Origin of the sequence: Massilia sp. Root351, from assembly GCF_001425045.1 — a bacterium.
Lineage (GTDB): Bacteria > Pseudomonadota > Gammaproteobacteria > Burkholderiales > Burkholderiaceae_D > Rugamonas.
In genome coordinates this window covers 1-23,582 of the sequence record NZ_LMDJ01000005.1, presented here as the reverse complement: position 1 = coordinate 23,582, position 23,582 = coordinate 1, and the positions used below count along the sequence as shown (strand labels likewise).

22 protein-coding genes and 1 tRNA gene are annotated in these 23,582 nt (G+C 64.5%); 13 read left to right on the top strand and 10 right to left on the bottom strand.

Translation table 11 applies throughout. The features are described 5' to 3' along the window. Positions 1-162 precede the first annotated feature (162 nt). Positions 163-414: a hypothetical protein gene (locus tag ASD15_RS09405; protein ID WP_157200878.1), complete on the bottom strand. Its 252-nt coding sequence runs from the start codon at positions 412-414 to the stop codon at positions 163-165. Positions 415-512: 98 nt separating this feature from the next. On the opposite strand from ASD15_RS09405, the gene ASD15_RS09400 reads away from it, so the two are divergent. Next, positions 513-2,585 carry a bifunctional 2',3'-cyclic-nucleotide 2'-phosphodiesterase/3'-nucleotidase gene (locus ASD15_RS09400; protein WP_057154589.1) on the top strand — a complete coding sequence of 691 codons (2,073 nt, stop codon included), beginning with the start codon at positions 513-515 and terminating at the stop codon, positions 2,583-2,585. After that, positions 2,582-3,643, top strand: coding sequence for an alpha/beta hydrolase (locus ASD15_RS09395; protein WP_082551708.1), 1,062 nt, complete (start codon positions 2,582-2,584; stop codon positions 3,641-3,643). Before ASD15_RS09400 ends, ASD15_RS09395 begins: the two co-directional genes overlap by 4 nt. Before the next feature lie 4 nt (positions 3,644-3,647). Here the strand turns inward: ASD15_RS09395 and ASD15_RS09390 are convergent, their stop codons facing one another. Together ASD15_RS09390 and ASD15_RS09385 are read right to left on the bottom strand one after the other, a co-directional pair. After that, positions 3,648-4,451 (bottom strand): alpha/beta fold hydrolase, encoded by an 804-nt coding sequence (locus ASD15_RS09390; RefSeq protein WP_057154588.1) that lies wholly within the window; start codon positions 4,449-4,451, stop codon positions 3,648-3,650. Between the two features lies 1 nt (position 4,452). After that, entirely contained in the window at positions 4,453-5,763 is a 1,311-nt protein-coding gene (locus ASD15_RS09385) for an O-acetylhomoserine aminocarboxypropyltransferase (RefSeq protein ID WP_057154587.1), read from the bottom strand. Between the two features lie 174 nt (positions 5,764-5,937). On the opposite strand from ASD15_RS09385, the gene ASD15_RS09380 reads away from it, so the two are divergent. Further along, on the top strand, positions 5,938-6,393 hold the full coding sequence (locus ASD15_RS09380; RefSeq protein ID WP_056389356.1) for a CBS domain-containing protein: 456 nt from the start codon (positions 5,938-5,940) through the stop codon (positions 6,391-6,393). Positions 6,394-6,443: 50 nt separating this feature from the next. Here ASD15_RS09380 and ASD15_RS09375 read toward each other — a convergent pair whose 3' ends face one another. Further along, a complete protein-coding gene (locus ASD15_RS09375; protein ID WP_057154586.1) occupies positions 6,444-8,705 on the bottom strand; it encodes an EAL domain-containing protein in 2,262 nt (753 codons plus the stop codon). A 203-nt stretch (positions 8,706-8,908) separates the two neighbouring features. Between ASD15_RS09375 and aroC the strand changes: the two genes are divergently transcribed. Further along, positions 8,909-10,012: a chorismate synthase gene (gene aroC / locus ASD15_RS09370; protein WP_057154585.1), complete on the top strand. Its 1,104-nt coding sequence runs from the start codon at positions 8,909-8,911 to the stop codon at positions 10,010-10,012. 51 nt (positions 10,013-10,063) lie between these two features. Beyond that, a complete protein-coding gene (locus ASD15_RS09365; RefSeq protein WP_057154584.1) occupies positions 10,064-11,212 on the top strand; it encodes an MFS transporter in 1,149 nt (382 codons plus the stop codon). On the opposite strand, the gene ASD15_RS09360 is transcribed toward ASD15_RS09365, so the two are convergent. Both ASD15_RS09360 and ASD15_RS09355 read right to left on the bottom strand, forming a co-directional pair. Continuing rightward, entirely contained in the window at positions 11,209-12,636 is a 1,428-nt protein-coding gene (locus ASD15_RS09360) for an HDOD domain-containing protein (RefSeq protein ID WP_373888169.1), read from the bottom strand. The two genes, ASD15_RS09365 and ASD15_RS09360, sit on opposite strands and share 4 nt — an antisense overlap. 143 nt (positions 12,637-12,779) lie before the next feature. Continuing rightward, positions 12,780-14,492 carry a bifunctional diguanylate cyclase/phosphodiesterase gene (locus ASD15_RS09355; protein ID WP_229418129.1) on the bottom strand — a complete coding sequence of 571 codons (1,713 nt, stop codon included), beginning with the start codon at positions 14,490-14,492 and terminating at the stop codon, positions 12,780-12,782. A 336-nt stretch (positions 14,493-14,828) separates the two neighbouring features. On the opposite strand from ASD15_RS09355, the gene upp reads away from it, so the two are divergent. From upp to ASD15_RS09340, 3 genes are all read left to right on the top strand, one after another. Beyond that, positions 14,829-15,479 carry a uracil phosphoribosyltransferase gene (upp, locus tag ASD15_RS09350; RefSeq protein ID WP_057154582.1) on the top strand — a complete coding sequence of 217 codons (651 nt, stop codon included), beginning with the start codon at positions 14,829-14,831 and terminating at the stop codon, positions 15,477-15,479. Positions 15,480-15,491: 12 nt separating this feature from the next. Next, complete coding sequence (locus ASD15_RS09345; protein ID WP_057154581.1) at positions 15,492-15,854, top strand: Hpt domain-containing protein; 363 nt, start codon at positions 15,492-15,494, stop codon at positions 15,852-15,854. Positions 15,855-16,141: 287 nt separating this feature from the next. Continuing rightward, positions 16,142-16,345 (top strand): cold-shock protein, encoded by a 204-nt coding sequence (locus tag ASD15_RS09340; RefSeq protein ID WP_008448165.1) that lies wholly within the window; start codon positions 16,142-16,144, stop codon positions 16,343-16,345. A gap of 111 nt (positions 16,346-16,456) precedes the next feature. Here the strand turns inward: ASD15_RS09340 and ASD15_RS09335 are convergent, their stop codons facing one another. Next, positions 16,457-17,374 carry a LysR family transcriptional regulator gene (locus ASD15_RS09335; protein WP_057154580.1) on the bottom strand — a complete coding sequence of 306 codons (918 nt, stop codon included), beginning with the start codon at positions 17,372-17,374 and terminating at the stop codon, positions 16,457-16,459. Positions 17,375-17,523: 149 nt separating this feature from the next. On the opposite strand from ASD15_RS09335, the gene aceB reads away from it, so the two are divergent. Then, a complete protein-coding gene (gene aceB, locus ASD15_RS09330; RefSeq protein WP_057154579.1) occupies positions 17,524-19,122 on the top strand; it encodes a malate synthase A in 1,599 nt (532 codons plus the stop codon). Positions 19,123-19,173: 51 nt separating this feature from the next. Here aceB and ASD15_RS09325 read toward each other — a convergent pair whose 3' ends face one another. Continuing rightward, the gene (locus ASD15_RS09325) at positions 19,174-19,824 is read right to left on the bottom strand and encodes a 2-hydroxychromene-2-carboxylate isomerase (protein WP_057154578.1); all 651 of its coding nucleotides are present in this window, start codon (positions 19,822-19,824) and stop codon (positions 19,174-19,176) included. Between the two features lie 10 nt (positions 19,825-19,834). Continuing rightward, positions 19,835-20,626 carry a hydroxyacylglutathione hydrolase gene (gene gloB, locus ASD15_RS09320; protein WP_057154577.1) on the bottom strand — a complete coding sequence of 264 codons (792 nt, stop codon included), beginning with the start codon at positions 20,624-20,626 and terminating at the stop codon, positions 19,835-19,837. Between the two features lie 14 nt (positions 20,627-20,640). Here gloB and ASD15_RS09315 point away from each other — a divergent pair, with 14 nt between their 5' ends. The 4 genes from ASD15_RS09315 (at position 20,641) to ASD15_RS09300 (ending at position 22,785) form a co-directional block, all read left to right on the top strand. After that, positions 20,641-21,429 (top strand): class I SAM-dependent methyltransferase, encoded by a 789-nt coding sequence (locus tag ASD15_RS09315; RefSeq protein ID WP_057154576.1) that lies wholly within the window; start codon positions 20,641-20,643, stop codon positions 21,427-21,429. Beyond that, a complete protein-coding gene (gene rnhA, locus ASD15_RS09310; RefSeq protein WP_057154575.1) occupies positions 21,422-21,859 on the top strand; it encodes a ribonuclease HI in 438 nt (145 codons plus the stop codon). Before ASD15_RS09315 ends, rnhA begins: the two co-directional genes overlap by 8 nt. Before the next feature lie 76 nt (positions 21,860-21,935). After that, positions 21,936-22,649: a DNA polymerase III subunit epsilon gene (gene dnaQ, locus ASD15_RS09305; RefSeq protein WP_057154574.1), complete on the top strand. Its 714-nt coding sequence runs from the start codon at positions 21,936-21,938 to the stop codon at positions 22,647-22,649. 61 nt (positions 22,650-22,710) lie between these two features. Next, a tRNA-Val gene (locus tag ASD15_RS09300) sits at positions 22,711-22,785 on the top strand. Positions 22,786-23,190: 405 nt separating this feature from the next. Here ASD15_RS09300 and ASD15_RS31625 read toward each other — a convergent pair. Further along, entirely contained in the window at positions 23,191-23,484 is a 294-nt protein-coding gene (locus tag ASD15_RS31625) for an AlpA family transcriptional regulator (protein WP_267877826.1), read from the bottom strand. Positions 23,485-23,582: the final 98 nt, after the last annotated feature.

Here is a 23,582-nt window from a genome sequence, read left to right as displayed (position 1 = left end):
CTTCGGTTCTCATTTGCATGATGAGCTCCTTGACTAATTGGCAATAATGACGAGTGTATGCCCCTGTCACGGCACAAGGAGCACGTCAGGTTTGGCATTGAGGCTCAGCCCCAGCAGCAGGCGGGACAGCAGCAGCTTGGTCGCATCTCCCCTTAGTCGTGGCTACGCGTGTTGTCCGCCATGCCGGGCCGGCATGTCGATCATTTCGAGCAGGGTGCCGCGCAGATGGCGGGTAAGCTCTTCGCCCGGCTCGCACAGCACCGCAAGCAGGTTTTCCTGCAGTTGCTGCTCGAAACGCTGTTTCGTAGCGCGCAGCAGGTGGTGCAACTTCTCCTGGGAGACTGTCAGGAACTGGTTCGAGCGCACGATGGCCGCACGCACGGCATGGAAGAGAATGGCGCCGCCTTGATTCATGCCGCATCGGGCGAAGAACACGGGAACCATTGCGAGCGAACTGGGCGGCGCGTATCATCGGTCGCTTCTGAAACCCTTGCTTTGCCCGCCCAGCCGCCATGCGCCGACTCCTGCCTTCATTTGTGTTCATTCAACTGGCCGCTTGCGCCACGCCGCCGGGAGGTTCGCATGCCGGATTGCCGGCCGCCGCGCCGGACGGCGCGCAGGCCACGCTGGCACTGCTGGAGACGTCGGACCTGCATGCCAACGTGCTGAGCTACGACTATTACAAACTGGCGCCGGATGCGTCGCTGGGTGTCGAGCGCACGGCCACGCTGATCCGGCAGGCGCGCGCGGAGTTCCCGAACACGCTGCTGCTCGACAACGGCGACACGATCCAGGGCACGGCGCTGGCCGACTACCAGGCGCTGGCGGCGCCGGTGGGCTGCGGCGAAACGCTGGCGGTCTACAAAGCCTTGAACCGGCTGGGTGTGGAAGGCGGCGGGCTGGGCAACCACGACTTCAATTATGGCCTGCCGTACCTGAGCCAGGTGACCGGCGCCCGCTTCGACGTGGAAGGCGTGGATCCTGCCGCCCCGCGCTGCGCAGGCGCCTCGTTTCCGCTGGTGCTGGCCAATATCTACAGTGCCAAGACGAAGCGGCCGCTGTTCCAGCCATTCGCCATCCTGGACAAGCGCATTGAGGCCACCGGTGCGGACGGCAAGCCGCTGCAGGCGCGCGTGAAAGTCGGCATCATCGGCTTCACGCCGCCGGGCATCCTGGGCTGGGACAAGCGCTGGCTGGAGGGGCGCGTGTATGCCGAGGGCGTGCGCGAGTCGGCGCTGAAGTACGTGCCGCAGATGCGGGCGCAAGGCGCCGACATCGTGGTGGCGATCCTGCACGGCGGGCTGGATGGTGCGCCGTACACGCCGCAGATGGAGAACGCCGGCCTGTACCTGGCCCAGGTGCCGGGGATCGACGCCATGCTGCTCGGGCATGCGCACGAGGCGTTTCCGAACCCGGCCAGCAGTTCGGCGCCGTTCAACCTGCCCGGCGTCGACAAGGCGAAAGGGACGGTGCATGGCGTGCCGACCGTGATGGCCAGCCTGTGGGGCAAGCACCTGGGCGTGATCGGCCTGCGCCTGAAGCGCGACGGCCAGCGCTGGCTGGTGGACAAGGCGCAGACCACGGTAGAGGCGCGCAGCACGCTGCTGCCGGCGCAGCCGGCGCCGGCCTCGGGCGAAATGGCTGGCGGCGCTGCGGCGAAGCGCTACGTAGCGGCCGATCCGGCCATCGCCGAACTGGTGGCGGCGGAGCATGCGGCCACCATCCGCTATGTGCAGACCCCGCTCGGCAGCACCGATTTCCCAATGACTTCCTATTTCGCGGACGTGGGCGACGTGAGCGCGGTGCAGGCCGTCAACGAGGCGCAGGCCGCCTATCTTGCCGACTATGTGCGCGCCAACCTGCCGCAGTACGCGCAGCTGCCGGTGCTGTCGGTTTCCGCGCCGTTCAAGTCCGGCGCCGCCGGCCCGGGTGACTATACGGACGTGAAGCAAGGCGCCATCGCGCTGAACAATGCGGCAGACCTGTACCTGTATCCGAATACGCTATCGGGCGTCAAGGTGGACGGCGCAGGGCTGAAAGCCTGGCTGGAGAAGGCTGCCAGCCGTTTCAACACGATCGATCCGTCGCAGACTGCACCGCAGGAGCTGGTCAATTCCGGTTTCGCCGGCTACAACTTCGACATGCTGACCAGCCCCGACGTGAGCTACCGCATCGACGTGACGCAGCCCCAGGGCCGCCGCATCCGCGACCTGAGCTACCGGGGCAAGCCGGTGCGGGACGCGCAGGAGTTCCTGGTGGCGACCAACAACTACCGCGCATCGGGCGGCGGCGGTTTCCCCGGCGTGGACGGCAGCAGCACCGTCTTCGCCTCGCCCGACGCCAACCGCGACGTGCTGATCGCCTACGTCCAGCGCACCAGGTCGCTCAAGCGCGCGAGCCACGGCGCGGCGCGCAGCTGGCGTTTCGCGCCGGTCAGGACCCAAGGCCCGGTGGTGTTCCACTCGGCGCCCGGCAAGTTCGATCTGGCGCGCGCGGCGGGGCTGGACAATGTCACCCAGTTGCAGGCCGACGATGGCGCCGGCAAGGGGCTGGCGCTGTACGGCATTGATTTGTCGCGGCCATGAGCGGCGGCGAAAACCGGCTGGCGGGGGCCGCCTCCCGGCCGGTGAAGCTGGATGGCGTGCCAGGCCTGGCGCTGTGCCTGGCGCTGGCAGCCGCTTCCGCCAACGGCGCCGGGCAGGTGCCGGAGCGCGCAGCGGGCGCAAGCCCGCACACCGCATTGCCGCGCGCGGCCACGCTGTCCACGCCGACCGGCGAAGTGCAGGGCACGCTCATGGTGCCTTTGCCGCTGGGCTGCGTACCGGCCGCGCTGATTATCGCCGGTTCCGGGCCAACGGACCGTGACGGCAACAGCAAGCTGCTGCCCGGCGCTAACAACAGCCTGAAGATGCTGGCGCAGGCGCTGGCCGAGGCCGGCATTGCCAGCGTGCGCTACGACAAGCGCGGCATCGGCGCGAGCGTGCGCGCAGGGGCGAACGAGGCGCAGTTGCGCTTTGAATCCTATACGGAGGACGCCGCCGCCTGGGTGAGGCAGCTAAGGCAAGAGGGGCGCTATGCGTCGGTTACCGTGATAGGCCACAGCGAAGGCTCGCTGATCGGCATGCTGGCGGCGCGCCAGGCAGGCGCCGATGGCTTCATCTCGCTATCCGGCCCTGCCGAACGCGCATCCACGCTGCTGCGCGGCCAGCTTGATCCCAAGCTGCCGCCCGAGCTGGCCCGGGCCAACGACAAGATACTCACGGCGCTCGAACGGGGCCGGCGGCCCGGCAAACTGCCGCCGCAGCTCCAGGCCTTCTACCGTCCCGGCGTGCAGCCCTACATGGCGTCGTGGTTCAAGTATGTGCCGGCACAGGAATTCGCCAGGCTGAAGATGCCGCTGCTGGTGGCGCAAGGCACGACGGATATCCAGGTCGATACCCGGCAGGCCGCAATGCTGGCAAAAGCCAATCCGGCTGCGCGGCTGCTGATGGTGGACGGCATGAACCATGTGCTGAAGCAGGTGCCTGCGGACCCGGCCCGGCAGATGGCTTCCTATTCGAACCCGGCGCTGCCGCTGGCCCCGGCGCTGGCCGGGGCGGTGACGGAATTCATCCACGCGCTGCCGCACCGGCCTTGCCACTGATTTGCTACTGGCGCAGGAATGCCGCCAGCGCATCGAGTACCGCGTCGGGCTGCTCGGACATTAGCGAGTGGCCCGCGTCAACCTGCACCACCTGGCCATGCGGGATGGCGGCGGTGAGCAGCCTGGCGGATTTCGGCGGCGTCATCACGTCCTTGCCGCCGAAGATGAACAGGGCAGGGCAGCGCACCGCCTGCGCCGCCGGTTCGCCGTTGGCGTAGGCGTTGCAGGCGTAAAAGTCCGTGTAGAACAGCTGCTCGGGGTTCAGTGCCGACATGCGCTGCATCAGTCGGCGCGCGCCGCCCATCACCGAAAAGCCGGGGCCGGGGCAGGAGGGCTTTTGCGCCATGCTCGAATGCGAGTAGATGTTCACCATGTCGATGGCGGCCTGCTCGTTGTCGCGCGAAGTATCCAGCAGCGCGTCCGATACCTTCATCGGGTAGGCCGTCCCCAGCATGGCCAGCTTGGCGACGCGCTGCGGCGCGCGGTGCGCCAGCTCCAGCGCGATCAGCGACCCCATGCTGTGTCCCACCAGCGCGGCCTGCGCCGCGCCGGCCGCGTCCAGCACCGCCAGCAGCCAGTCGGCCATCTCCTCCACGCTGCGCTTGGCCGCACCCTTGCTGCGGCCATGGCCGGGCAGGTCCACCGCCAGCACGCCGTAGCCGTGGTGCGCCAGGTAGCGGCTCTGCAGCGCCCATACCGAATGGTCGTTCTGCGCGCCGTGGATGAAGACCACGGCGGGCAGGGCCGCGTCGAAGGTTTTGCCTCCGGTGTAGCAGTAGGCTGCCGCGCCATCGATTTGAAGCAGCATCTCAGCCTCCTTTCTGCGACAGCTTGAGGCCGCGCGCCAGGTCTTCGATCAGGTCGTCCACGTCCTCCAGGCCCACCGACAGGCGCATGGTGCCTTCGGCGATGCCCGATGCGGCCAGTTGCTCGGCCGGCACGCGGAAATGCGTGGTGGAAGCCGGGTGGATGACCAGCGACTTGGCGTCGCCGACGTTGGCCAGGTGCGAGAACACCTTCAGGCTGTCGACAAAGCGCCGTCCTGCCGCGCGGTCGCCCTTGATGGTAAATGAGAATACGGCGCCGCAGCCCTTCGGCAGCAGCGTCTTGGCCAATTCGTAGTCCGGGTGGGATTCCAGCTCGGGATAGGACACCGACTCCACCGCCGGATTCGATAGCAGGAACTGGACCACCTTGCGTGTATTGGCCACGTGCCGTTCCATGCGCATGCCCAGCGTCTCTATGCCCTGCAGCACGGCAAAGGCGTTGTGCGGGCTCATGACGGCGCCGAAGTCGCGCAGGCCCTCGCGCCGGGCCCGCAGCGCGAACGGCGCCACGGTGGATTCCTCGGCGAACACCATGCCGTGGAAGCCCTCGTACGGCTCGCACAGCTCGGCGAACCGGCCGGTCTTGTCATAGGCGGCTTGCCAGTCGAAAGTGCCGCCGTCCACCAGCAGGCCGCCGATGGCAGTGCCATGCCCGCACAGGAACTTGGTGGCCGAATGGAACACCAGGTCGGCGCCGTGGTCGAAGGGTTTCAACAGATACGGCGTGGTGAAGGTGGAGTCCAGCATCAGCGGCAGGCAATGCTCGTGTGCCAGCGCCGCCACGGCCGGCACGTTCAGCACATCCAGCCCCGGATTGCCCAGCGTTTCGGCGAACAGCACTTTGGTTGCGGGCCGGATGGCGGCGCGCCAGGCGTCGAGGTCGCGCGGATCGACGAAGCTGGTCTCGATGCCGAAGCGCTTGAGCGTGTAGCCCAGCAGGTTGTGCGAGCCGCCGTACAGCGCGCGCGAGGCCACGATGTGCGAACCGGCGCCGGCGATGGTGGCCAGGCCGAGGTGCATGGCGGCCTGGCCGCTGGCGGTGGCGATGCCCGCCACGCCGCCCTCCAGCGCCGCGATGCGTTCTTCCAGCACGGCGTTGGTGGGGTTGGAGATGCGGGAGTAGACGTGGCCCGCGCGCTCCATGTTGAACAGCGCGGCGGCATGGTCGGAATCGCGGAAGGCAAAGGACGAGGTGAAATGGATCGGCGTCGCGCGTGCGCCGGTGGCCGGGTCGGGCGCGGCGCCTGCGTGAAGGGCAAGCGTATCGAAGCCAGGGTAGTGGGGACCGCTCATGGATGTCTCGTTTTGGGTTATTGAGGTGGCAAGATCGTACCGCGCACACCAGACGCGCACAACATGCAATATTTGATATTGCGCAACACTGGATTTTTCTCCGGGCATACGCTACATTCGCAGTAAGGCTTACAATAACTACAAATCCCATTCACACGGACAGGACGGCCCAAAATGAAAGTCTCCGAAATTCTTCAAGTTAAAGGCAACATCCTCTATACCATCAAGCCCGACCAGCCCTTGTCTGAAGCGGCGAAAACCATGGCCGAGAAAGACATCGGCTCGCTGGTGGTGATGGAGTTCGGCGACCTGGTCGGCATGCTGACCTTCCGCGAAGTGCTGAAGGCGCTGCACGAGAACGACGGCTCGGTCGGTGGCGGCACGGTGCGCAAGCACATGGAAGACCACCCGATCACGGTGACACCGGACACGGAAGTCAACGAAGTGCGCCGCATCATGCTGGAAAAGCATGCGCGCTATCTGCCGGTGATGAACGCGAAAACCCTGCTGGGCGTGATCTCGTTCTACGACGTGGCGCGCGCGGTGCTGGAAGCGCAGAGCTTCGAGAACCGCATGCTCAAGGCGTATATCCGCGACTGGCCGGCAGAGGAAGAACAGCCGGCCGACTGAATCCGGCGGCCACAACGAAGAACGCTATCCATCGGATAGCGTTTTTTTATTCAAGCCACGCCTTCGAGGGCGTCGTTGTTGAGCCACCCGTTCAGGGCCTCCGCCGTCATTGGGCGGGCAAACAGGAAGCCTTGCGCCAGCGGGCAGCCCAGCGATTGCAGGATCTGCGCCTGCCGCTCGTCCTCCACCCCTTCCGCAATCACTGCCAGGCCCAGGTTGCGGCCCAGCTGGATCACCATCTCGGCGATGCTGCTGCCACGCGCCGAACCGGTGATCTCGGTGACGAAGGCGCGGTCTATCTTCAGGCGGTCGATTTGCAGCCGCTGCAAGTAGGACAGCGAGGAGAAACCGGTGCCGAAATCGTCGATTGCGATGCTGACGCCGGTTTGCTTGATCTGGCCCAGCATCTTGATCAGCAGGTCCGGCTCTTCCATCGCCATCGATTCGGTGATCTCCAGCTCCACGAATTCCGGCGGCGCCCCGGTGTCGGCCAGCGCTCGGCGCAGCATCTCGAGGAAGTAGGGGTGGCGGAACTGCACCTGCGAGACGTTGATCGACATGGTGAAGTTGTCGTGGCCGGCCGCGCGCAGCGTCACCAGTTCGCGGCAGGCGGTGCGCATTACCCATTCGCCCAGGTCGATGATCAGGCCGGAGTACTCGGCAATCGGAATGAAGCGGTCCGGCGAGATGAACTTGCCGTCCGGCGTCTGCCAGCGCAGCAGCGCTTCGCAGCCCACCGGGCGGCGCGTGGCCAGATCGATCTGCGGCTGGTACACCACGAACAGCTGGTTCTGGCCGAAGGCGGTGCGCAGCGCGTGCATCATGCGCACCCGTTCGCGGATCTCCACGCCCATGCTGCGGGAGAAGTAGAAGTGGCCGGCGCGCTGCTGGGTCTTGGCGCGCTTGAGGGCGATGTCGGCATCCTTCAGCGCGTCGGCGCCGCTGCCGTCGTGCTCGGCCAGGCGTACCAGGCCCAGCGTGGCGGACAGCTGCACGTCCTGGCCGTCTATGCTGAACGGCACCTGGAACAGCGCCAGGATCATGGCCGGATTCACTTGCGCCGCGTCGCCCAGCACGCAGAAGATGTCGCCGCCGATGCGCGCCACCGTCAGTTGCTGTCCCAGGTTGGTTTGCAGGCGGTCGGCCACGGCCAGCAGCAGCAGGTCGCCGAACTGGTGGCCGAGCGCGTCGTTGGTTTCGGCAAAGTGGTCCAGGTCCACCAGCGCCACGCTGGCGTCCTGCTTGGCTGGACCGGCCAGCGTGGCGTCCAGGATCTCCACCAGGCGGGTGCGGTTGGGCAGCTTGGAGAGCTGGTCGTAAAAGGCCGCGTTGTGCAGGTGCGACACCAGCTCGACGTTGTCCAGCCCCACGGCGACGTTGCTGCAAAAGACTTCCAGCAGCCGCTCTTCCAGTTCGGTCACCGGGCGGTCCACCAGCATAAAAGCGACAAAGGCGCGGCTGGCCTTGCCGGCGAAGTACAGCGTGATGCAGCCGTTGCCGTAGTGGTTGCGGCGCTCGTCCAGTGAGCGTTCCATGGCTTCGGTCACGCGCGGCTCGTTGCGCACGGTCAGCTGCTGCCCATCCAGGTTGGCGTAGCTGCCGGCGGCGGCCATGGCCATCAGCTCGTGGCAGCCGCTGTCCGGGCATTCCTGTACGCACAGCACACCGTTGGCCGGCTGGCGCAGCAGCGAGGCGATCTGGGCCAGCACGCCGGCGGCGAAATTGTGCACGCCGTGCAGCGACATCAGCTCGGTGCTGGCGTGGACGATCTGGTCCAGGCCGCGCCGGCTGTTGCTGATCTTGCGGATCTGTTCGTAGGAGCGGATCGCCGCCGTCACCGTGGTGAACAGCTTGATGCGGGTCAGCTCGGACTTGGTCTTGTAATCGTTGATGTCGTAGTCGCGGATGGCGTCGATTTCCGGCGCGTAGCCGGGCTGGCCGGTGCGCAGGATGATGCGCACGTCGGCAAGCTTGAGCGTTTCGCGGATGTAGCGCACCAGGTGCAGGCCGGCGTCGTCCTGTTCCATCACCACGTCGAGCAGGATGACGGCGATGTCGTGCTCGTGCTTGAGCATTTCGCGGGCCTGGCTGGCGGAATAGGCGTGGACGAACTCCAGCGGACGCTGCTGCATGTCCAGGTTGCCGAGCGCAAACGTGGTGGTGGAATGGACGTCTTCGTCGTCGTCGATGATCATCACGCGCCACACCTCGCGGGAAGCGTGCGCTGCCGGTTCCGCCGGATGTTCCTCCAAGAATACCAGATCGTCCTGATCGTCCTTGTTTGGGTCAAGGGGCGTGATCGATGGGGGCATGTGTCGCTTCTCCAGATATCTCGGTGTTCTTGATTTCAAGTATATAGGGAATTGTTAGGCAGAACGATCATTTCAGTGCTTTCCTGTCACCAATAACGACATTTTAATAGTACTGATAAGTACTATTTCGGCATGCTTGCCACGGCCGGCGCGGGGGACTGGTAGAATTGAGAGATTCCCTCAGTCTACTCACTCTGCTCCCTATGTCCGGTAATTCCTTTGGCAAGCTGTTTTCTGTTAGCACTTTCGGCGAATCGCATGGTATTGCGATCGGTTGCGTCATCGATGGCTGCCCTCCGGGCCTGCCGCTGAGCGAGGCCGACATCCAGCCCGAGCTGGACCGCCGCAAGCCCGGCACGTCGCGCCACGTCACCCAGCGCCAGGAACCGGACCGGGTCGAAATCCTGTCCGGCGTGTACCAGGGCGTCACCACCGGCACCCCGATCGCACTGCTGATCCGCAACGAAGACCAGCGCAGCAAGGACTACGGCAATATCACGGAAAGCTTCCGCCCCGGCCATGCAGATTACACCTACTGGCACAAGTATGGCGTGCGCGATCCGCGCGGCGGCGGCCGCTCCTCGGCGCGCCTGACGGCGCCCATCGTCGGCGCGGCCGCGGTGGCCAAGAAATGGCTGCAGCAGCAGTACGGCACTGTGTTCAAGGGCTGCATGAGCCAGCTGGGCGACATCCCGGTGCCGTTCGAAGCCTGGGAACACGTACCGAACAATCCCTTCTTCGCCGCCAGCGGCGACGCAGCGCTGATTGCGCGCATGGAAGACGCGATGGACGCGCTGCGCAAGGAAGGCGACTCGATCGGCGCGCGCATCGACGTGGTGGCGCAGAACGTGCCGGTGGGCCTGGGCCAGCCCATCTACGACAAGCTGGACGCCGATATCGCCTACGCGATGATGGGCATTAACGCGGTCAAGGGCGTGGAGATCGGCGCCGGCTTCAAGTCGGTGGCGCAGAAGGGTTCCGAGCATGGCGACGAGCTGACCCCGGAAGGCTTCGTCGGCAACAACGCCGGCGGTGTGCTGGGCGGGATCTCGACCGGCCAGGACATCACCGTCTCCATCGCCATCAAGCCCACCTCGTCGATCCGCACGCCGCGCCGCTCGATCGACAAGGAAGGCAACCCGGTGATGGTGGAAACCTTCGGCCGCCACGACCCGTGCGTGGGCATCCGTGCCACGCCGATCGCCGAAGCCATGCTGGCGCTGGTGCTGATGGACCACGCACTGATGCACCGAGCGCAATGCGGCGACGTCAGCGTGGCCACCCCGGATATCGCGCGCAGCAAGTAAGGTTCTTCACTCCAGCCCGGCCTTTCCCGCCCTGCGGGGGAGGCCATCGCCATGCCCACCCAGTTCTTCAGCTTCGGTACCTTCCTCTTCTTTTACTACGCGCACGCGGGTACTTTCTCCACGTACGCCAGCCTGTTCTTCGCCGACCAGGGCATGACGGTGGCGCAGATCGGCGTGCTGATGTCGCTGATCCAGGTGCTGCGCATTTTCGGGCCCAACCTGTGGGGCTGGGTGGCCGACCACACGGAGCGCCGCGTGGTGGTGCTGCGCCTCACCGGCCTGGCCGCGCTGACGGCATTCTCCGGCTTCTTTATCGGCAGCACGTTCGCCCACTTCTTCGCGGCCATGGTGCTGCTCAACCTGTTTACCAGCGCGCAGGGGCCCATCTGCGAGGCGTTGATGCTGTCCGAGATGCGCGGCGACTTGACCTACTATGGCCGCATCCGCCTGTGGGGCTCGGTCGGATTCATCGTGGCCGCCATGCTGACCGCCTGCGCGCTCGACTACTGGGGTACGCGCGCCTTGCCGTGGGCAGCCGGGGCGCTGCTGGCGTGCGTGGTGGGCGCGGCGTTCCGCATGCACGAGGCGCCGCGCCAGCAGCACGCCGGTGCGCGCCCGGCCTTGCTGGCGGTGCTGCGCCGGCGCGAGGTGCTGGCCTTCTTTGCCTCCAGCGCGCTGATGGTGTCCGCCCATACTTCGCTGTACACCTTCTATTCGCTGTATCTGGAGCGCGCCGGCTACAGCAAGACCGTGATCGGCGCCATGTGGTCGCTGGGCGTGATGGCGGAAGTGATGTTGTTCTACTTCCAGGCGCCGCTGCTCAAACGCTGGGGCGCGCAGGCCATGCTGATGCTGGCTTTCGGCGTTGCCGTGCTGCGGTTCGCCATGATAGGGGCGGGCGCGCACTGGCTGGCGCTGCTGGTGCTGGCGCAGCTGCTGCACGCGGCCACGTTCGCGCTGCACCACTCGTCGTCGGTGCTGGCGATGCAGCGCTGGTTCGCCGGACCTTTGCAGGCGCGCGGACAGGCGCTCTACATCAGCATTTCCTATGGCGTAGGCGGAACGCTGGGCGGGCTCGGATTGTCGCAGTGCTGGGAAGGGCTGGGCCCCGAATCGGTCTACTACGTGGCGGCCACCCTGGCGGCGGGCGCCGCGGGAGCGGCGGCGCTGTCGTTCCGCTGGACCGCGGGGCGGGCCTAGCCCACCCGGTTGCCCACCGCTTCCAGCTGGTGGCGCCGCTCGACCGCCTTGACCACCAGCGCGCGCATATCGTTCAGCAGGCCGAACTCGGTCTGGCTGAGCTGGATGGGCGGGAAGGACTCGTCCCAGTCGCCGTAGATGAAGCCGGCCGGCTGCAGGTTCGACAGCAGCGGCAGGATGACGAAGCTGCGCGCCTCGGACAGCGTGGCTTTCCACCAGGCCGGCAGCTTGGCGGCGAATTTCGGGTCGCGCGCGTTCTCGATGAAGATCACGCGGTCGCTGTTCAGTGCGGCATGGAACACGTTCGGCTCATACGCGTCGTCGAACACCATTTCGCCCAGCTTTTCCTTCACGCCCTCGCCGAAGCACATCTTGGCGGCGTAGCGGCCCTCGCGGCGGTTGCGCACAAAAGCGACCGCGCGGGAGAAGTCCAGGCCCTGGTACACCGTCTCGAGCGCAATGGACACCATCTGGCCCGGGCTGGCCGAATCGACCAGGTCGCGCATGTCGGCCAGGCCGCTGAGCAGGATCTTGTTGCCGGCGGCGCGCTGGCGCGTCTTGGCCAGCGCCTTGGCGCGCCGTTCGGCCGGCTTGGACAGCGGTGCGATCGACAGGTCGTTGACCGCCGCTTCGCGCGCCTTTTCTATCGCTTCGCCCATCTGTTCCGGCGCCACGCCCAGCATGCCCGAATAGCTCTCGGTGATGCGCTTGACTTCCAGCGCGCCGGCCTCGTCGTCATGCCACAGCGATTCGGCGCAGCGGGCCGACATGGTCGACAGGCCGGCGATCCAGTCGGCGTGGCTCACTTCCGCGCCGGGTTCGGCCGGCGCCACGATGCGCATGCCACTGATCAAATTCTTCGGCAGGCCCCAGTGCGTGGCGGCGGCGCTGCCCACTTCCTCCATCGTCAGGCCCAGCACCTGCGGCGCGGCCTGGTCTTCCTTGTCGACGCCGGCGATTTCCTGCATCTGGCTCCAGCGCTCCGGCATGTAGAAGGTAATCATCATGCGGCCAAGCGAGTGCAGCAGCGAGCAGACCACGGCTTCCTCGGCGTGGCGGCTGTTGGCGCTGCTGGCCACTTGCTGCGCCACCATGCCGGCCAGCACCGCCTTTTCCATTTCGATGTGGGCGCTGGACGAGCCCGCGCCCGCGCCGGCCACCGACAGTTCCTCGATCAGTTTCAGCCCCAGCGCCAGGTGACCGATGGCTTCGGTGCCCAGCACCAGCACCGCCTTGCTGACGGTGTTGACGTGCTGGCCGAAGGCCGAGTACATGCCGCTATTGGCCAGCCGCAGCACCTTTTGCGTCAGCACGGGGTCCGACAGCACGGTCTGGGTCATGTTGAAATCGCTCTCGTCCTCGCCGCGCATGGCGCCCAGGATGGAGGAGATGGCCTTGGCAAAGCCGGGCATGTCGCCCTGCATGCGGGTGCGGTCCCACAGCTGGGACAGTGTCTTGCTGCCGTCGGCTTGCGGCGCCTGCTCGGGTGTCAGCGCGGGCTGCAGGCCTGGAGCCAGGCCGGGGGCGCTGTTCGGCGCAGGGCTTGGCGCCATGTTGAATGCGGAATTCATGCCTGCACCTGCCTCGCCTCGGCCCGGCTTTCCAGTTTCACCTCGGCCGGCACCAGGTTGGCGTAGGTGCGCTCGCGCAGCGCCGCCATGGCCACATGGGCGGCCATCGGTTTGCCGGTCAGGTAGCCCTGGATGTACTGGCAGCCGCGTTCCTGCAGGTGCGCCAGCTGTTCTTCGGTTTCCACGCCTTCGGCCACCACCGACAAGTCCAGGTGCTTGGCCAGGTCCAGCACGGCGTTGCAGATGGCGCCATCCTTCTGCGAGCCGGGCAGGTCGCGGATAAAGGCGCGGTCGATTTTCAGGACCGAGATGGGGAAGCGCTTCAGATAGGCCAGCGAGGAATAGCCGGTGCCGAAATCGTCGATGGCGATGCGCGCCTTGCGTTCCGCCATCCGGGTCAGGATGGTTTCGGCATGGGCCGGATCAATCATCAGGGTGCCTTCTGTAATTTCTAATACCAATTGCTCACCCGGGAGGCCGGAGAACGCCATCGCGTCGTCCAGCACGTCAAGGAATTTGTCGTTGCGGAATTGCCGAGGGCTAATGTTAACAGAAATATACAGCGGCCGCTTGGCGACCTCTTCAAACTGCTTGAGCTGGACGCAAGCCGCCTTCAGCGCCCAGGCGCCGAGCAGGTTGATCAGGCCGTTGGTTTCGGCTATCGGAATGAAACGCACCGGCGGCACCATGCCCAGGGTAGGGTGCTTCCAGCGCATCAGCGTTTCAAAGCCCTCGATCTCGCGCGTGCGGGCGTCGACGATGGGCTGGTAATACAGCATGAACTCGCCCTCGCGCACGGCCTGGAACATGGCCGCTTCCAGCGAAATGTCGTGTTCCGGCGGGCCCCCGTGGCGCGGGCTGTAGACCACGCAGCGCGCCTTGCCGGTTTCCTTGGCGCGCGACATGGCCGCGTCCGCCAGTGCCACCAGCCGCACCTCGTCCTCGGCGTGCTGCGGATAGACCGACACGCCGACCGAGGCGCCCAGGTAGATGGTATGGGTGTCGATTTCGAACGGCGCCTGCAGCGTCGCCAGCAGGCGGCCGGTGACCAGCTTGATCTGCGCTTCGCTGGCCGTGCCGGGCAGCACCGCCACGAATTCGTCGCCGCCGACGCGGGCCAGGGTGTCCGAATCGCGCAGCGTCTTGCGCAGGCGCGCGGCGGCCATGCGCAGCACCGCGTCGCCGACCGGGTGGCCGAGGCCGTCATTGACCTTCTTGAAGCCGTCGATGCCCACCGTGGCCACCGAAAAGCCCTGGCCGGAACGGCGCGCCTGGGCAATCGTCATGCGGATGCGGTCGGACAGCAGCAAGCGGTTGGGCAGCTCGGTCAAGGCGTCATGGGTCGCCATGTGGCGCAGGCGTTCTTCGGTGCTGTGCTGGACCGTCAGGTCGCGGCCCACCACCAGGATGCCGCCGGCATTGCCTACGCCCGATCGTCCATAAACCGATAAGCGCAATTCGAACCAGACTTCGCATTGCTCGCCTTTGAGGCGCACTTCGACGCGGGCGGCAGTGCCGGACTGTCGCAGCTCGGCCAGGGAGGCCTTCAGGGCCGGCTGGTCGGTGTCGCTGGTCAGTGCCGCGAGGCTGGTGCCGAGCAGGCTGTCCAGGCCGGACAGCGCCAGCGCGTGCTTGCTGGCGAACAGCACCTCGCCTTGCAAATCGAGCCGAAACACCACGTCGCCAGCCTCCTCGAGAAGGCTGTCCATGTCGTTGTGGCTGGAGCGCACGGGCGTTGTAGGGGCACTGGATAGCATCGTGTCGGTCTACTCTTTCAGAACTATTGTTGCAAAACCAGAACGAAATGTATCACTGTTGGAGCCTGAAAAACATGAAAAACGACAACATCTATGCATGTTTTGCAAAAAAGGATTGATGAGCGTCAGAAAAGCACCTCTATAGAGTAGCAGACGGGCAAAGTTGCCGCCCAAACTGGCAGCCCCCGGCTAAGCCGGGGGAGGGGACAATAATTTCAGTGAAACCATTCCACCGGGCCTGGATGGCTGGGATAATGCGGGTTATAACCGATTAGATATGAGTTCCCTATGAAACAAGATCCGCGCTTCCCCAACCTGTTCATCACCGACCACCCGCTGATTCAGCACAAGCTGAGCCACATGCGCGACAAGGCGACCTCGACCCGCACCTTCCGCGAGCTGCTGAAGGAAATCACTTTGCTGATGGGCTACGAGATCACCCGCGACCTGCCGCTCGGCACGCGCGTGATCGAGACCCCGCTGATGACGATCGACGCGCCCGTCATCGCAGGCCGCAAGCTGGCCATTGTGCCTATCCTGCGCGCCGGCATCGGTATGAGCGACGGCCTGCTGAGCCTGGTGCCATCGGCCCGCGTCGGCCACATCGGCGTGTTCCGCGATCCGGATACCCACCAGCCGGTCGAGTACCTGGTGCGCCTGCCTGACTTGGCCGAGCGCACCTTCATCCTGTGCGATCCGATGGTGGCCACCGGCAATTCGGCGGTGCACGCAGTGGACGTGCTGAAAAAGCGCGGCGTCACGGACGAGCAGATCATCTTCCTGGCCCTGGTGGCCGCGCCGGAGGGCATTGAAGTGTTCCAGAAGGCCCATCCGGGCGTGAAGATCTACTGCGCCGCGCTGGACAGCCATCTGAACGAGCACGCCTACATCGTGCCGGGCCTGGGCGACGCGGGCGACCGCATCTTCGGCACCAAATAAGAGGAGCGGCGCGTGGCGACCCTGGCCGATCCGAACTTCCGCGCACGCCTCAGTGCGCTCGGCGACAAGTATGCGGCCGGCATACCCGCTACGCTGCAAGCGATTTCCGCCGCCTTGTCTCATTGCCGCAACGCCGATTCGGACGCGGAATCGCTGGAAAAACTGCACGCCTTGCTGCACGGCGTGGCCGGTTCGGCGGCCACTTTCGGCTTCGCCGCTTACGGCGCCGAAGCGCGCCGTATCGAGCAGGAACTCCTGCCGTTGCTGGGGAAACGGCCCGCCGAGGTGGATGGATGGGAGGCGCTGGCGGGGCAGGTGGAACGCTACCTGTCCTGGGCAGCGCGGGACCCGAAAGCAGCGGTTTACGCCGGCTGAAACCGAAGTTTATTTGCGCACTTTTGATATTCCTCAAGCGCGATCACCGGATCTTGTCTATAGTGACACACATGCCGCGCGAATTTGTGCTCGGGAGATCTGGCTAGATGGCTACACCACCAAAGTCACATCCTTGCATTTATTTTCGTGAAAACGAGATTTTTTCGTTTTATTCGGTATAATGCGGGATCGTTAGATTCAAGAGTAGTGCAGTTTGTCTGTCATTTCTTACTTGCTTCAAACGATATCACGGGCGCAAGCCCAACTTAACTGAAATAGGAATTGTAATGGCAACTGGTATCGTAAAATGGTTCAATGATTCGAAGGGTTTTGGCTTCATTACCCCTGACGAAGGCGGCGAAGATCTGTTCGCTCACTTCTCGGCTATCCAATCGGCTGGCTTCAAATCGCTGCAAGAGAACCAGCGCGTTTCGTTTGAAGTAACCGCCGGCCCTAAGGGCAAGCAAGCTTCGAACATTCAGCCACTGTAATACGCTGAATCTTACGAGATGAAGAAATCCTCGGTTTCCGAGGATTTTTTTTCGTCTGTACGTTCCGTGCATGGCGGCTTGGGAGCGCAGCGGCGTAAGCCGCTAATGCGGTCACGCGGCAACCTTCTCCTTGCGCCAGTAGCCCGGCTGCGCGTACGTGCGCCGCAGGAAGTCTACGAAGGCCCGTATCCTCAGCGGCAGGTGGTTGCGCTGTGCGAACACTGCGTAGATGTCGTTGCCCGGCGCGGCGTACTCGTCCAGCACCGTGCGCAGGCGGCCCGCCTCGATATCGCCACCCACCTCCCACATCGACCGCCAGGCCAGGCCTTTCCCCGCCAGCACCCAGTCGTGCAGCACCGCGCCGTCGTTGCAGCCCATGTTCCCGCCCACTTTCAGCGTGACGATCTTGCCCTCGTGCTTGAAGGTCCAGCCGCGCTGCGAACCATCGCTGCTGATGGCCAGGCAGTTGTGCTTGTGCAGGTCGTCCAGCGTGCGCGGCATGCCGTGCCGTTTCAGGTAGGCCGGCGTGGCCACCAGCACGCGCTGATTGTCGGCCAGCTTGACGCCGACCAGGTTGGAATCGGACAGCGAGGCGATGCGGATGGCCACGTCCACCCCTTCGCCGATGATGTCCACCACGCGGTCGTTCAGGTTCAGCGTGGCGCGCACATCGCGGTGTTCGGACAGGAAAGAGGGCAGCAGCGGCGCCACGTGCTGCCTTCCAAAGCCAGCCGGGGCCGACACCAGCAGGTGGCCTGTTGCGCGCGCGCTGCGTTCGGCCACCGCTGCTTCCGCATCTTCCAGCTCGGTCAGGATGCGCTGGCAGTCCTCCAGGAAAGCCGCACCCTCGTTGGTCAAGGCCAATTTGCGGGTGGTGCGCTGCAGCAGCTTGACGCCCAGCCGCTGTTCCAGCGCATCCAGCCTGCGCCCAATAACGGCGGGCGCTATGCCTTCCGCGCGGGCTGCGGCCGAGAGGCTGCCCTTGGCTACCACCTCGACGAAAGTGGAGATTTGTCTGAACTGACCCATAAGAGTTTTCCTAGTACTTGTGCAAAAAACGCATAGATGAAGTGATTTTTAGTCTTGTTTGCATAACTATTTAGTGAATATACTGCAAAAAACATGTAGACGCCCAGCGCCTATACTGAGGATTCACACTACCCACCATCGGAGATCTCATGACGCAAGCCACCATCACTCTGCCAGCAGGCATGGAAATTACCGGCGCCATCAAGCCCGGCTACGAAACCGTACTGACGCCGGATGCGCTGGCCCTGGTGGCCAAGCTGTCGCGCGCGTTTGAACCGCGCCGCCAGGAGCTGCTGGCCGCCCGCGTGGCACGCGCCAAGCGCCTGGACGAGGGCGAGCGTCCGGACTTCCTGAAAGAGACCGCGCACATCCGCGCCGGCGACTGGACCATCGCACCCATTCCCAAGGCGCTGGAATGCCGCCGCGTGGAAATCACCGGCCCGGTGGAGCGCAAGATGGTGATCAACGCGCTGAACTCGGGCGCCGACAGCTACATGACCGACTTCGAAGACTCGAACACGCCGAACTGGGACAACCAGATCAGCGGCCAGGTCAATATGATGGACGCCGTGCGCAAGACCATCGCGCTGGAACAGAACGGCAAATCGTACAAGCTGAACGACAAGACCGCCACCCTGGTGGTGCGTCCACGCGGCTGGCACCTGGACGAGAAGCATGTGCTGGTGGACGGCAAGCGCATCTCCGGCGGCATCTTCGACTTCGCGCTGTTCATGATCCACAACGCGAAAGAGCAGCTGGCGCGCGGCGCCGGCCCCTACTTCTACCTGCCGAAGATGGAATCGCACCTGGAAGCGCGCCTGTGGAACGACATTTTCGTGATGACCCAAAACGAACTGGGCCTGCCGCAGGGCACCATCAAGGCCACCGTGCTGATTGAAACCATCCTGGCAGCTTTCGAGATGGACGAAATCCTGTACGAGCTGCGCGAGCACAGCTCGGGCCTGAACGCCGGCCGCTGGGACTACATCTTCTCCTGCATCAAGAAGTTCAAGCTGGACAAGGACTTCTGCCTGGCCGACCGCGCCAAGGTCACCATGACCGCGCCGTTCATGCGCTCGTACGCGCTGCTGCTGTTGAAGACCTGCCACAAGCGCAACGCGCCGGCCATCGGCGGCATGGCCGCGCTGATTCCGATCAAGAACGATCCGGAAAAGAACGAAGTGGCGATGGGCGGCGTGCGCAACGACAAGGCGCGCGACGCGACCGACGGCTACGACGGCGGCTGGGTAGCGCACCCTGGCCTGGTTGAGCTGGCCATGGGCGAGTTCACCAAGGTGCTGGGCGATGCGCCCAACCAGATCAGCAAGCAGCGCCCGGATGTGGAAGTGACTGCCGCCGACCTGCTGAACTTCCAGCCGGAAGCGCCGATCACCGAAGCGGGCTTGCGCTACAACATCAACGTCGGCATCCACTACCTGGGCAGCTGGCTGGGCGGCAACGGTTGCGTGCCTATCCACAACCTGATGGAAGATGCGGCCACCGCCGAGATCAGCCGTTCGCAAGTGTGGCAGTGGATTCGTTCCACCAAGGGTACGCTGGAAGACGGCCGCAAGGTGACCGCTGAAATGGTGCGCGCCATGATCACCGAAGAACTGCCCAAGGTAAAAGCCTCGGCCCCGGACGGCAGCAGCATGAACTATGAACGCGCCGCCGAGATCTTCGAAGAAATGTCGACTGCCACCGCGTTCGCCGAGTTCCTGACCCTGCCGCTGTACGAAGAAATTTAAGCGACGTGCGTTGGCGGGTGAGCGGGGCGCGCCCCGCGTCACCCGCCAGCGTCACGTTGGCTTGCGCTGGGCCAGTGCAGGCCGTTCCAGAAAGGCGTGCAAGGCGGCCTCGTCGATGCTGTTGCCTGCCAGGCGCCACAGCAAGGAATCGATGCGGTCCGCACCCCAGAAGAACTCCCCCTCGTACTCAAAGGTCGGCACGCCAAACACGCCCGCGCCTATGGCCCGCTCGGTGGCCGCCGCCAGCGCTTGTTTGACCTCCGGCGTGCCGGCGGCCTGCACCAGCGCCTTGCCGTCCAGTCCGCATTCGTCGGCCAGCCCGGCCAGCACTGCCATATCCGAGACATCCGCCCCGCGCTCCCAGGAGGCCGCATACAGCGCCACCACGAAGCGCTTGCGCGCCGCTGCATCCGCAATCGCGGTGCTGACGCGCAAGGCGGGCAGAGGGTTGAAGGGGTGGCCCGGCGGCCCGGTGAAGCGCAGTCCTTTCGCCGCCGCCAGCCGCATCGCATCGCGGAAGGTGTGCACGCGCTTGGCGGGGATTTCCGCCGGCCCCTTGTTGCCGTGCGCATTGAGCATGGCCGCGAACAGCACCGGCACGAATTCGACCGTGCAGCCGGCCGCCTCGATGCGGCCGATTTCCTTGGTGGCCAGCCACGCGAACGGGCTGATCGGATCGAAATAGCATGTCACCTGTTTCATTGAACCCCGCTTAAAAGCTGTTTTTCCATTGCCGCAGGGCCGCGAATACGGCCACCGGCGCTTCGCCGCCTTGCAATTTGCCCGCCGCCACCAGCTGCGCGGCGATCTGCGGTTCGGCGTACCGCAGGAAGGGATTGGTGTTGCGCTCCATGCCCACGGTGCTCGGCACGGTCGGCACGCCGCGCGCGCGTTTGGCCGTGTCCGCCTCCACGCGTGCCTGCAGCGCGGTGTTGCCGGGCTCGACCGCGCTAGCGAAGCGCAGGTTGGACAGCGTGTACTCGTGGGCGCAGAACACCTTGGTGTCGGCGGGCAGGGTGGCCAGCTTATTGAGCGAATCGACCATCTGCGACGGCGAGCCCTCGAACAGGCGGCCGCAGCCGCCGGCAAACAGCGTGTCGCCGCAGAACAGCCAGGGTTCATCGCCGGTGCGCACATAGGCGATGTGGCCCAGCGTGTGCCCCGGCACTTCCAGCACGCTCAGCTGCAGGTCCAGGCCCGGTACGTCCACCGTATCGTCCTCGGACAGCGGCCTGGTGACCGTGGCGATGCCGTCATTGCGAGGTCCGTACACCGGCACCGCGTAATGCTGTAATAATGTTGGGACACCGCCCGTGTGGTCAGCATGGTGGTGCGTGAGTAGAATGGCGGTAAGTGTCAGCCCATGGGCCTTCAGCGCGGCCAGGATGGGCTGCGCGTCCCCGGGGTCGACCACGGCGGCGTTGACGCCGTCATGGATGAGCCACAGGTAATTGTCATTGAAGGCGGGAACGGTGAGGACGGCAAGCGTGCGGTCAGAGGTCATAGAGAAAGAGCGGCATGGATAGCGCGGCATCCGAAAAATCCATTATAGCGCTGGACAGCTGGCTGCAAACGCCGCCGGGCGCCTACGTGCGCGCCTGGGAGCAGGCGCGCCTGGACGAGCTGACGGCTGACATCTTCGGCTTTAACGCGGTGCAGATCGGCATGCCGCAGATCGACACGCTGGCGGCCAACCGCATGCCGCGCAAATGGCTGGCCGACACCCGTCCGCGCCCGCTGCGCATGGCCAACGGCAGCGAACTACGCCAGGTGGCCGTCACGCTTGACTATGCCGAGCTGCCGTTCGCCTCGCAAAGCCTGGATCTGGTGGTGCTGCCACACGTGCTGGAATACGCCGCCGAGCCGCACCAGGTGCTGCGCGAGGTGGAGCGCGTGCTGCGGCCGGAGGGCCAGCTGATCATCTGCGGCTTCAATCCGGCCAGCTTGTGGGGCTTGCGGCACGTGACCGCGCGCATCACCGGCAACCATTTCCTGCCGCGTGACGGAGAATTCATCTCTATGCCGCGCCTGAAAGACTGGTTAAAATTATTGAATCTGGGCGCCACGCAAAGCCATTTCGGCTGCTACGCGCCCGCTTGCCGCACCGATAAATGGCTGCAGCGCTACGCCTTCATGGACAAGGTGGGGAAGCGCTCGTGGCCGTATTTCGGCGCGGTGTACATGGTGCAGGCGGTCAAGCGCGTCAAAGGCATGCACCTGATCGGTCCGGCATGGACCAAAAAATCGGCCACGGCCCCAACGGGCGTGCCGGCAACGAACAAAAGGCGGGAACAGCAGGATGGATAAGGTTGAGATTTTTACCGACGGCGCATGCAAGGGCAACCCCGGCACCGGTGGCTGGGGAGCATGGCTGCGCGCCGACGGCGCCGAGAAGGAAATGTTTGGCGGCGAACTGAATACGACCAACAACCGCATGGAATTGCGCGCCGTGATCGAGTCGCTCAACGCGCTCAAGCGGCCCTGCGAAGTGGTGCTGCACACCGACAGCCAGTATGTGCAGAAGGGCATCAGCGAGTGGATCCACGGCTGGAAGAAGCGCAACTGGATGACCTCGGCCAAGGAACCGGTGAAGAACGCCGACCTGTGGCAGGCGCTGGACCAGGCGCAGGCCGTGCACAAGGTGGACTGGCGCTGGGTGCGCGGCCACAACGGCCATCCCGGCAACGAGCGGGCCGACCAGCTGGCCAACAAGGGCGTGGAAACGGTGCGCAGATAAGCGCCGCAAACCCGGTCCACCCGGCCGGGCTTTGTTATACTGCCCGGCTTGCTCCTAGTCTTTCCTGAAGAAATCCATGCGTCAAATCGTCCTCGATACTGAAACCACCGGCATCAACCCCAAGCTCGGCAACCGCGTCATTGAAATCGGCTGCGTCGAGCTGGTCAACCGCATGCTGACGGGGAACAACTTTCACGTCTACATCAACCCGGAACGGGAGTCGGAAGAGGGGGCGCTGAACGTCCACGGCCTGACCACCGAATTTCTGCGCGACAAGCCGCGCTTCTTCGAGATCGCCGACAAGTTCCGCGACTACATCCAGGGCGCCGAGCTGATCATCCACAACGCGCCGTTCGACATGGGCTTCCTGAACCACGAGTTCCGCATGCTCAACATGCCGCCGGTGGACGACCACATTAACGGCGTGATCGACACGCTGTCGGTGGCCAAGGAAATGCGTCCCGGCAAGCGCAACTCGCTGGACGCGCTGTGCGACTTCTTCGGCATCTCCAACGCCCACCGCAAGCTGCACGGCGCGCTGCTCGATGCCGAGCTGCTGGCTGACGTCTACCTGTCGATGACACGCGGCCAGAACAGCCTGGGCATGGACGTGGAAGAAGAAGTGCAGGAAGGCGGCGTGCTGCTGGAGCCGGTGCCTCTGGCCGAGGTTATCGTGCTGGCAGCCGACGATGAGGAGCTGGCCGCGCACGAAGACACGCTGAACGGACTGGACAAGGCCGTGAAAGGCAACTGCATCTGGCGCGCGGCCCTGGCCGTTCCCGCCGCGTAAGGATTTTTCGCGTTGGCCCTTTTACAAACGTGATCGGTGCGCTATAATGCTCGCACTCAACGGGAGGTTAGCTCAGGGGTAGAGCACTGCATTCACACTGCAGGGGTCGCAAGTTCGAAACTTGCACTTCCCACCAAGAATTCTGAAAAAAATCAAAGGCTTGCGAAAAACATTCGCAGGCCTTTCTTGCGTTTGGGGAATAGGTACGGAAAAAGTACGGAATAGTCCGAAAATTGCCTGAAAAAAATATCTTATCGAAGTCCGCAATCGCCAATCAAAATTCGGGGCTTTTCGGCTTTCGACATACGACGTTTAAATAGCAGATTGGCGTCGAGTTGTTGCGTCCAACGAACAGTCATGGGGACGTGCAGGGGGAGCGGGCGGGGCCTTATTGAGGCAATTGCAGCGCGTCGCGCCGAGGATGATGCCTCTATGGCTTGGTGTTCAGGCGTCGATTGGCCGACTATCTTGGCGCCTGCAGATTGCCCGACGCAAAAGGCCTGCCATGCGTGCGCCGAGCTGTGGGTTTTTGCGCCGAACGTCAACCACGTTCGTCCATTCCACGCCCTGGACGCGAATCGCGGACGGGTGTGGGACGCGGGGCCGACTGTCGCGCCGAAAGCGCGCTGCCGCGACCGATGGAGTATGGCTGTGTTGGCGCCTGGTCTCGTTCCTTCTTGCGCTCCTCGAGCCACTGTTCAATTTCATTTCTCGACCAGCCTGCCGAGCGTGACGCGAGCTTCAGTTGACGAGGGAAAAGTCCTTTCCTGATTTCCTTATAGATTGCAGAGCGTGACTTGCCGCAAATTGCCATGACGTGCTGTATTTTCAGCATGAACCGGACCGGGATATTGAGAGGCGCCTCGGTTTGAGTCATGCCGGGATGGCTTGACTCGATAGTTGACGATAGTAGTTCATTTCAGCTTCGGCCGG

Excerpts from the sequence above, each read along its gene's own strand:
- ASD15_RS09405 (WP_157200878.1), bottom strand. The coding sequence starts at position 414 with ATGAATCAAGGCGGCGCCATTCTCTTCCATGCCGTGCGTGCGGCCATC.
- ASD15_RS09400 (WP_057154589.1), top strand. The coding sequence starts at position 513 with ATGCGCCGACTCCTGCCTTCATTTGTGTTCATTCAACTGGCCGCTTGC.
- ASD15_RS09395 (WP_082551708.1), top strand. The coding sequence starts at position 2,582 with ATGAGCGGCGGCGAAAACCGGCTGGCGGGGGCCGCCTCCCGGCCGGTG.
- ASD15_RS09390 (WP_057154588.1), bottom strand. The coding sequence starts at position 4,451 with ATGCTGCTTCAAATCGATGGCGCGGCAGCCTACTGCTACACCGGAGGC.
- ASD15_RS09385 (WP_057154587.1), bottom strand. The coding sequence starts at position 5,763 with ATGAGCGGTCCCCACTACCCTGGCTTCGATACGCTTGCCCTTCACGCA.
- ASD15_RS09380 (WP_056389356.1), top strand. The coding sequence starts at position 5,938 with ATGAAAGTCTCCGAAATTCTTCAAGTTAAAGGCAACATCCTCTATACC.
- ASD15_RS09375 (WP_057154586.1), bottom strand. The coding sequence starts at position 8,705 with ATGCCCCCATCGATCACGCCCCTTGACCCAAACAAGGACGATCAGGAC.
- aroC (WP_057154585.1), top strand. The coding sequence starts at position 8,909 with ATGTCCGGTAATTCCTTTGGCAAGCTGTTTTCTGTTAGCACTTTCGGC.
- ASD15_RS09365 (WP_057154584.1), top strand. The coding sequence starts at position 10,064 with ATGCCCACCCAGTTCTTCAGCTTCGGTACCTTCCTCTTCTTTTACTAC.
- ASD15_RS09360 (WP_373888169.1), bottom strand. The coding sequence starts at position 12,636 with ATGCAGGGCGACATGCCCGGCTTTGCCAAGGCCATCTCCTCCATCCTG.
- ASD15_RS09355 (WP_229418129.1), bottom strand. The coding sequence starts at position 14,492 with ATGGACAGCCTTCTCGAGGAGGCTGGCGACGTGGTGTTTCGGCTCGAT.
- upp (WP_057154582.1), top strand. The coding sequence starts at position 14,829 with ATGAAACAAGATCCGCGCTTCCCCAACCTGTTCATCACCGACCACCCG.
- ASD15_RS09340 (WP_008448165.1), top strand. The coding sequence starts at position 16,142 with ATGGCAACTGGTATCGTAAAATGGTTCAATGATTCGAAGGGTTTTGGC.
- ASD15_RS09335 (WP_057154580.1), bottom strand. The coding sequence starts at position 17,374 with ATGGGTCAGTTCAGACAAATCTCCACTTTCGTCGAGGTGGTAGCCAAG.
- aceB (WP_057154579.1), top strand. The coding sequence starts at position 17,524 with ATGACGCAAGCCACCATCACTCTGCCAGCAGGCATGGAAATTACCGGC.
- ASD15_RS09325 (WP_057154578.1), bottom strand. The coding sequence starts at position 19,824 with ATGAAACAGGTGACATGCTATTTCGATCCGATCAGCCCGTTCGCGTGG.
- gloB (WP_057154577.1), bottom strand. The coding sequence starts at position 20,626 with ATGACCTCTGACCGCACGCTTGCCGTCCTCACCGTTCCCGCCTTCAAT.
- ASD15_RS09315 (WP_057154576.1), top strand. The coding sequence starts at position 20,641 with ATGGATAGCGCGGCATCCGAAAAATCCATTATAGCGCTGGACAGCTGG.
- rnhA (WP_057154575.1), top strand. The coding sequence starts at position 21,422 with ATGGATAAGGTTGAGATTTTTACCGACGGCGCATGCAAGGGCAACCCC.
- dnaQ (WP_057154574.1), top strand. The coding sequence starts at position 21,936 with ATGCGTCAAATCGTCCTCGATACTGAAACCACCGGCATCAACCCCAAG.
- ASD15_RS31625 (WP_267877826.1), bottom strand. The coding sequence starts at position 23,484 with ATGCTGAAAATACAGCACGTCATGGCAATTTGCGGCAAGTCACGCTCT.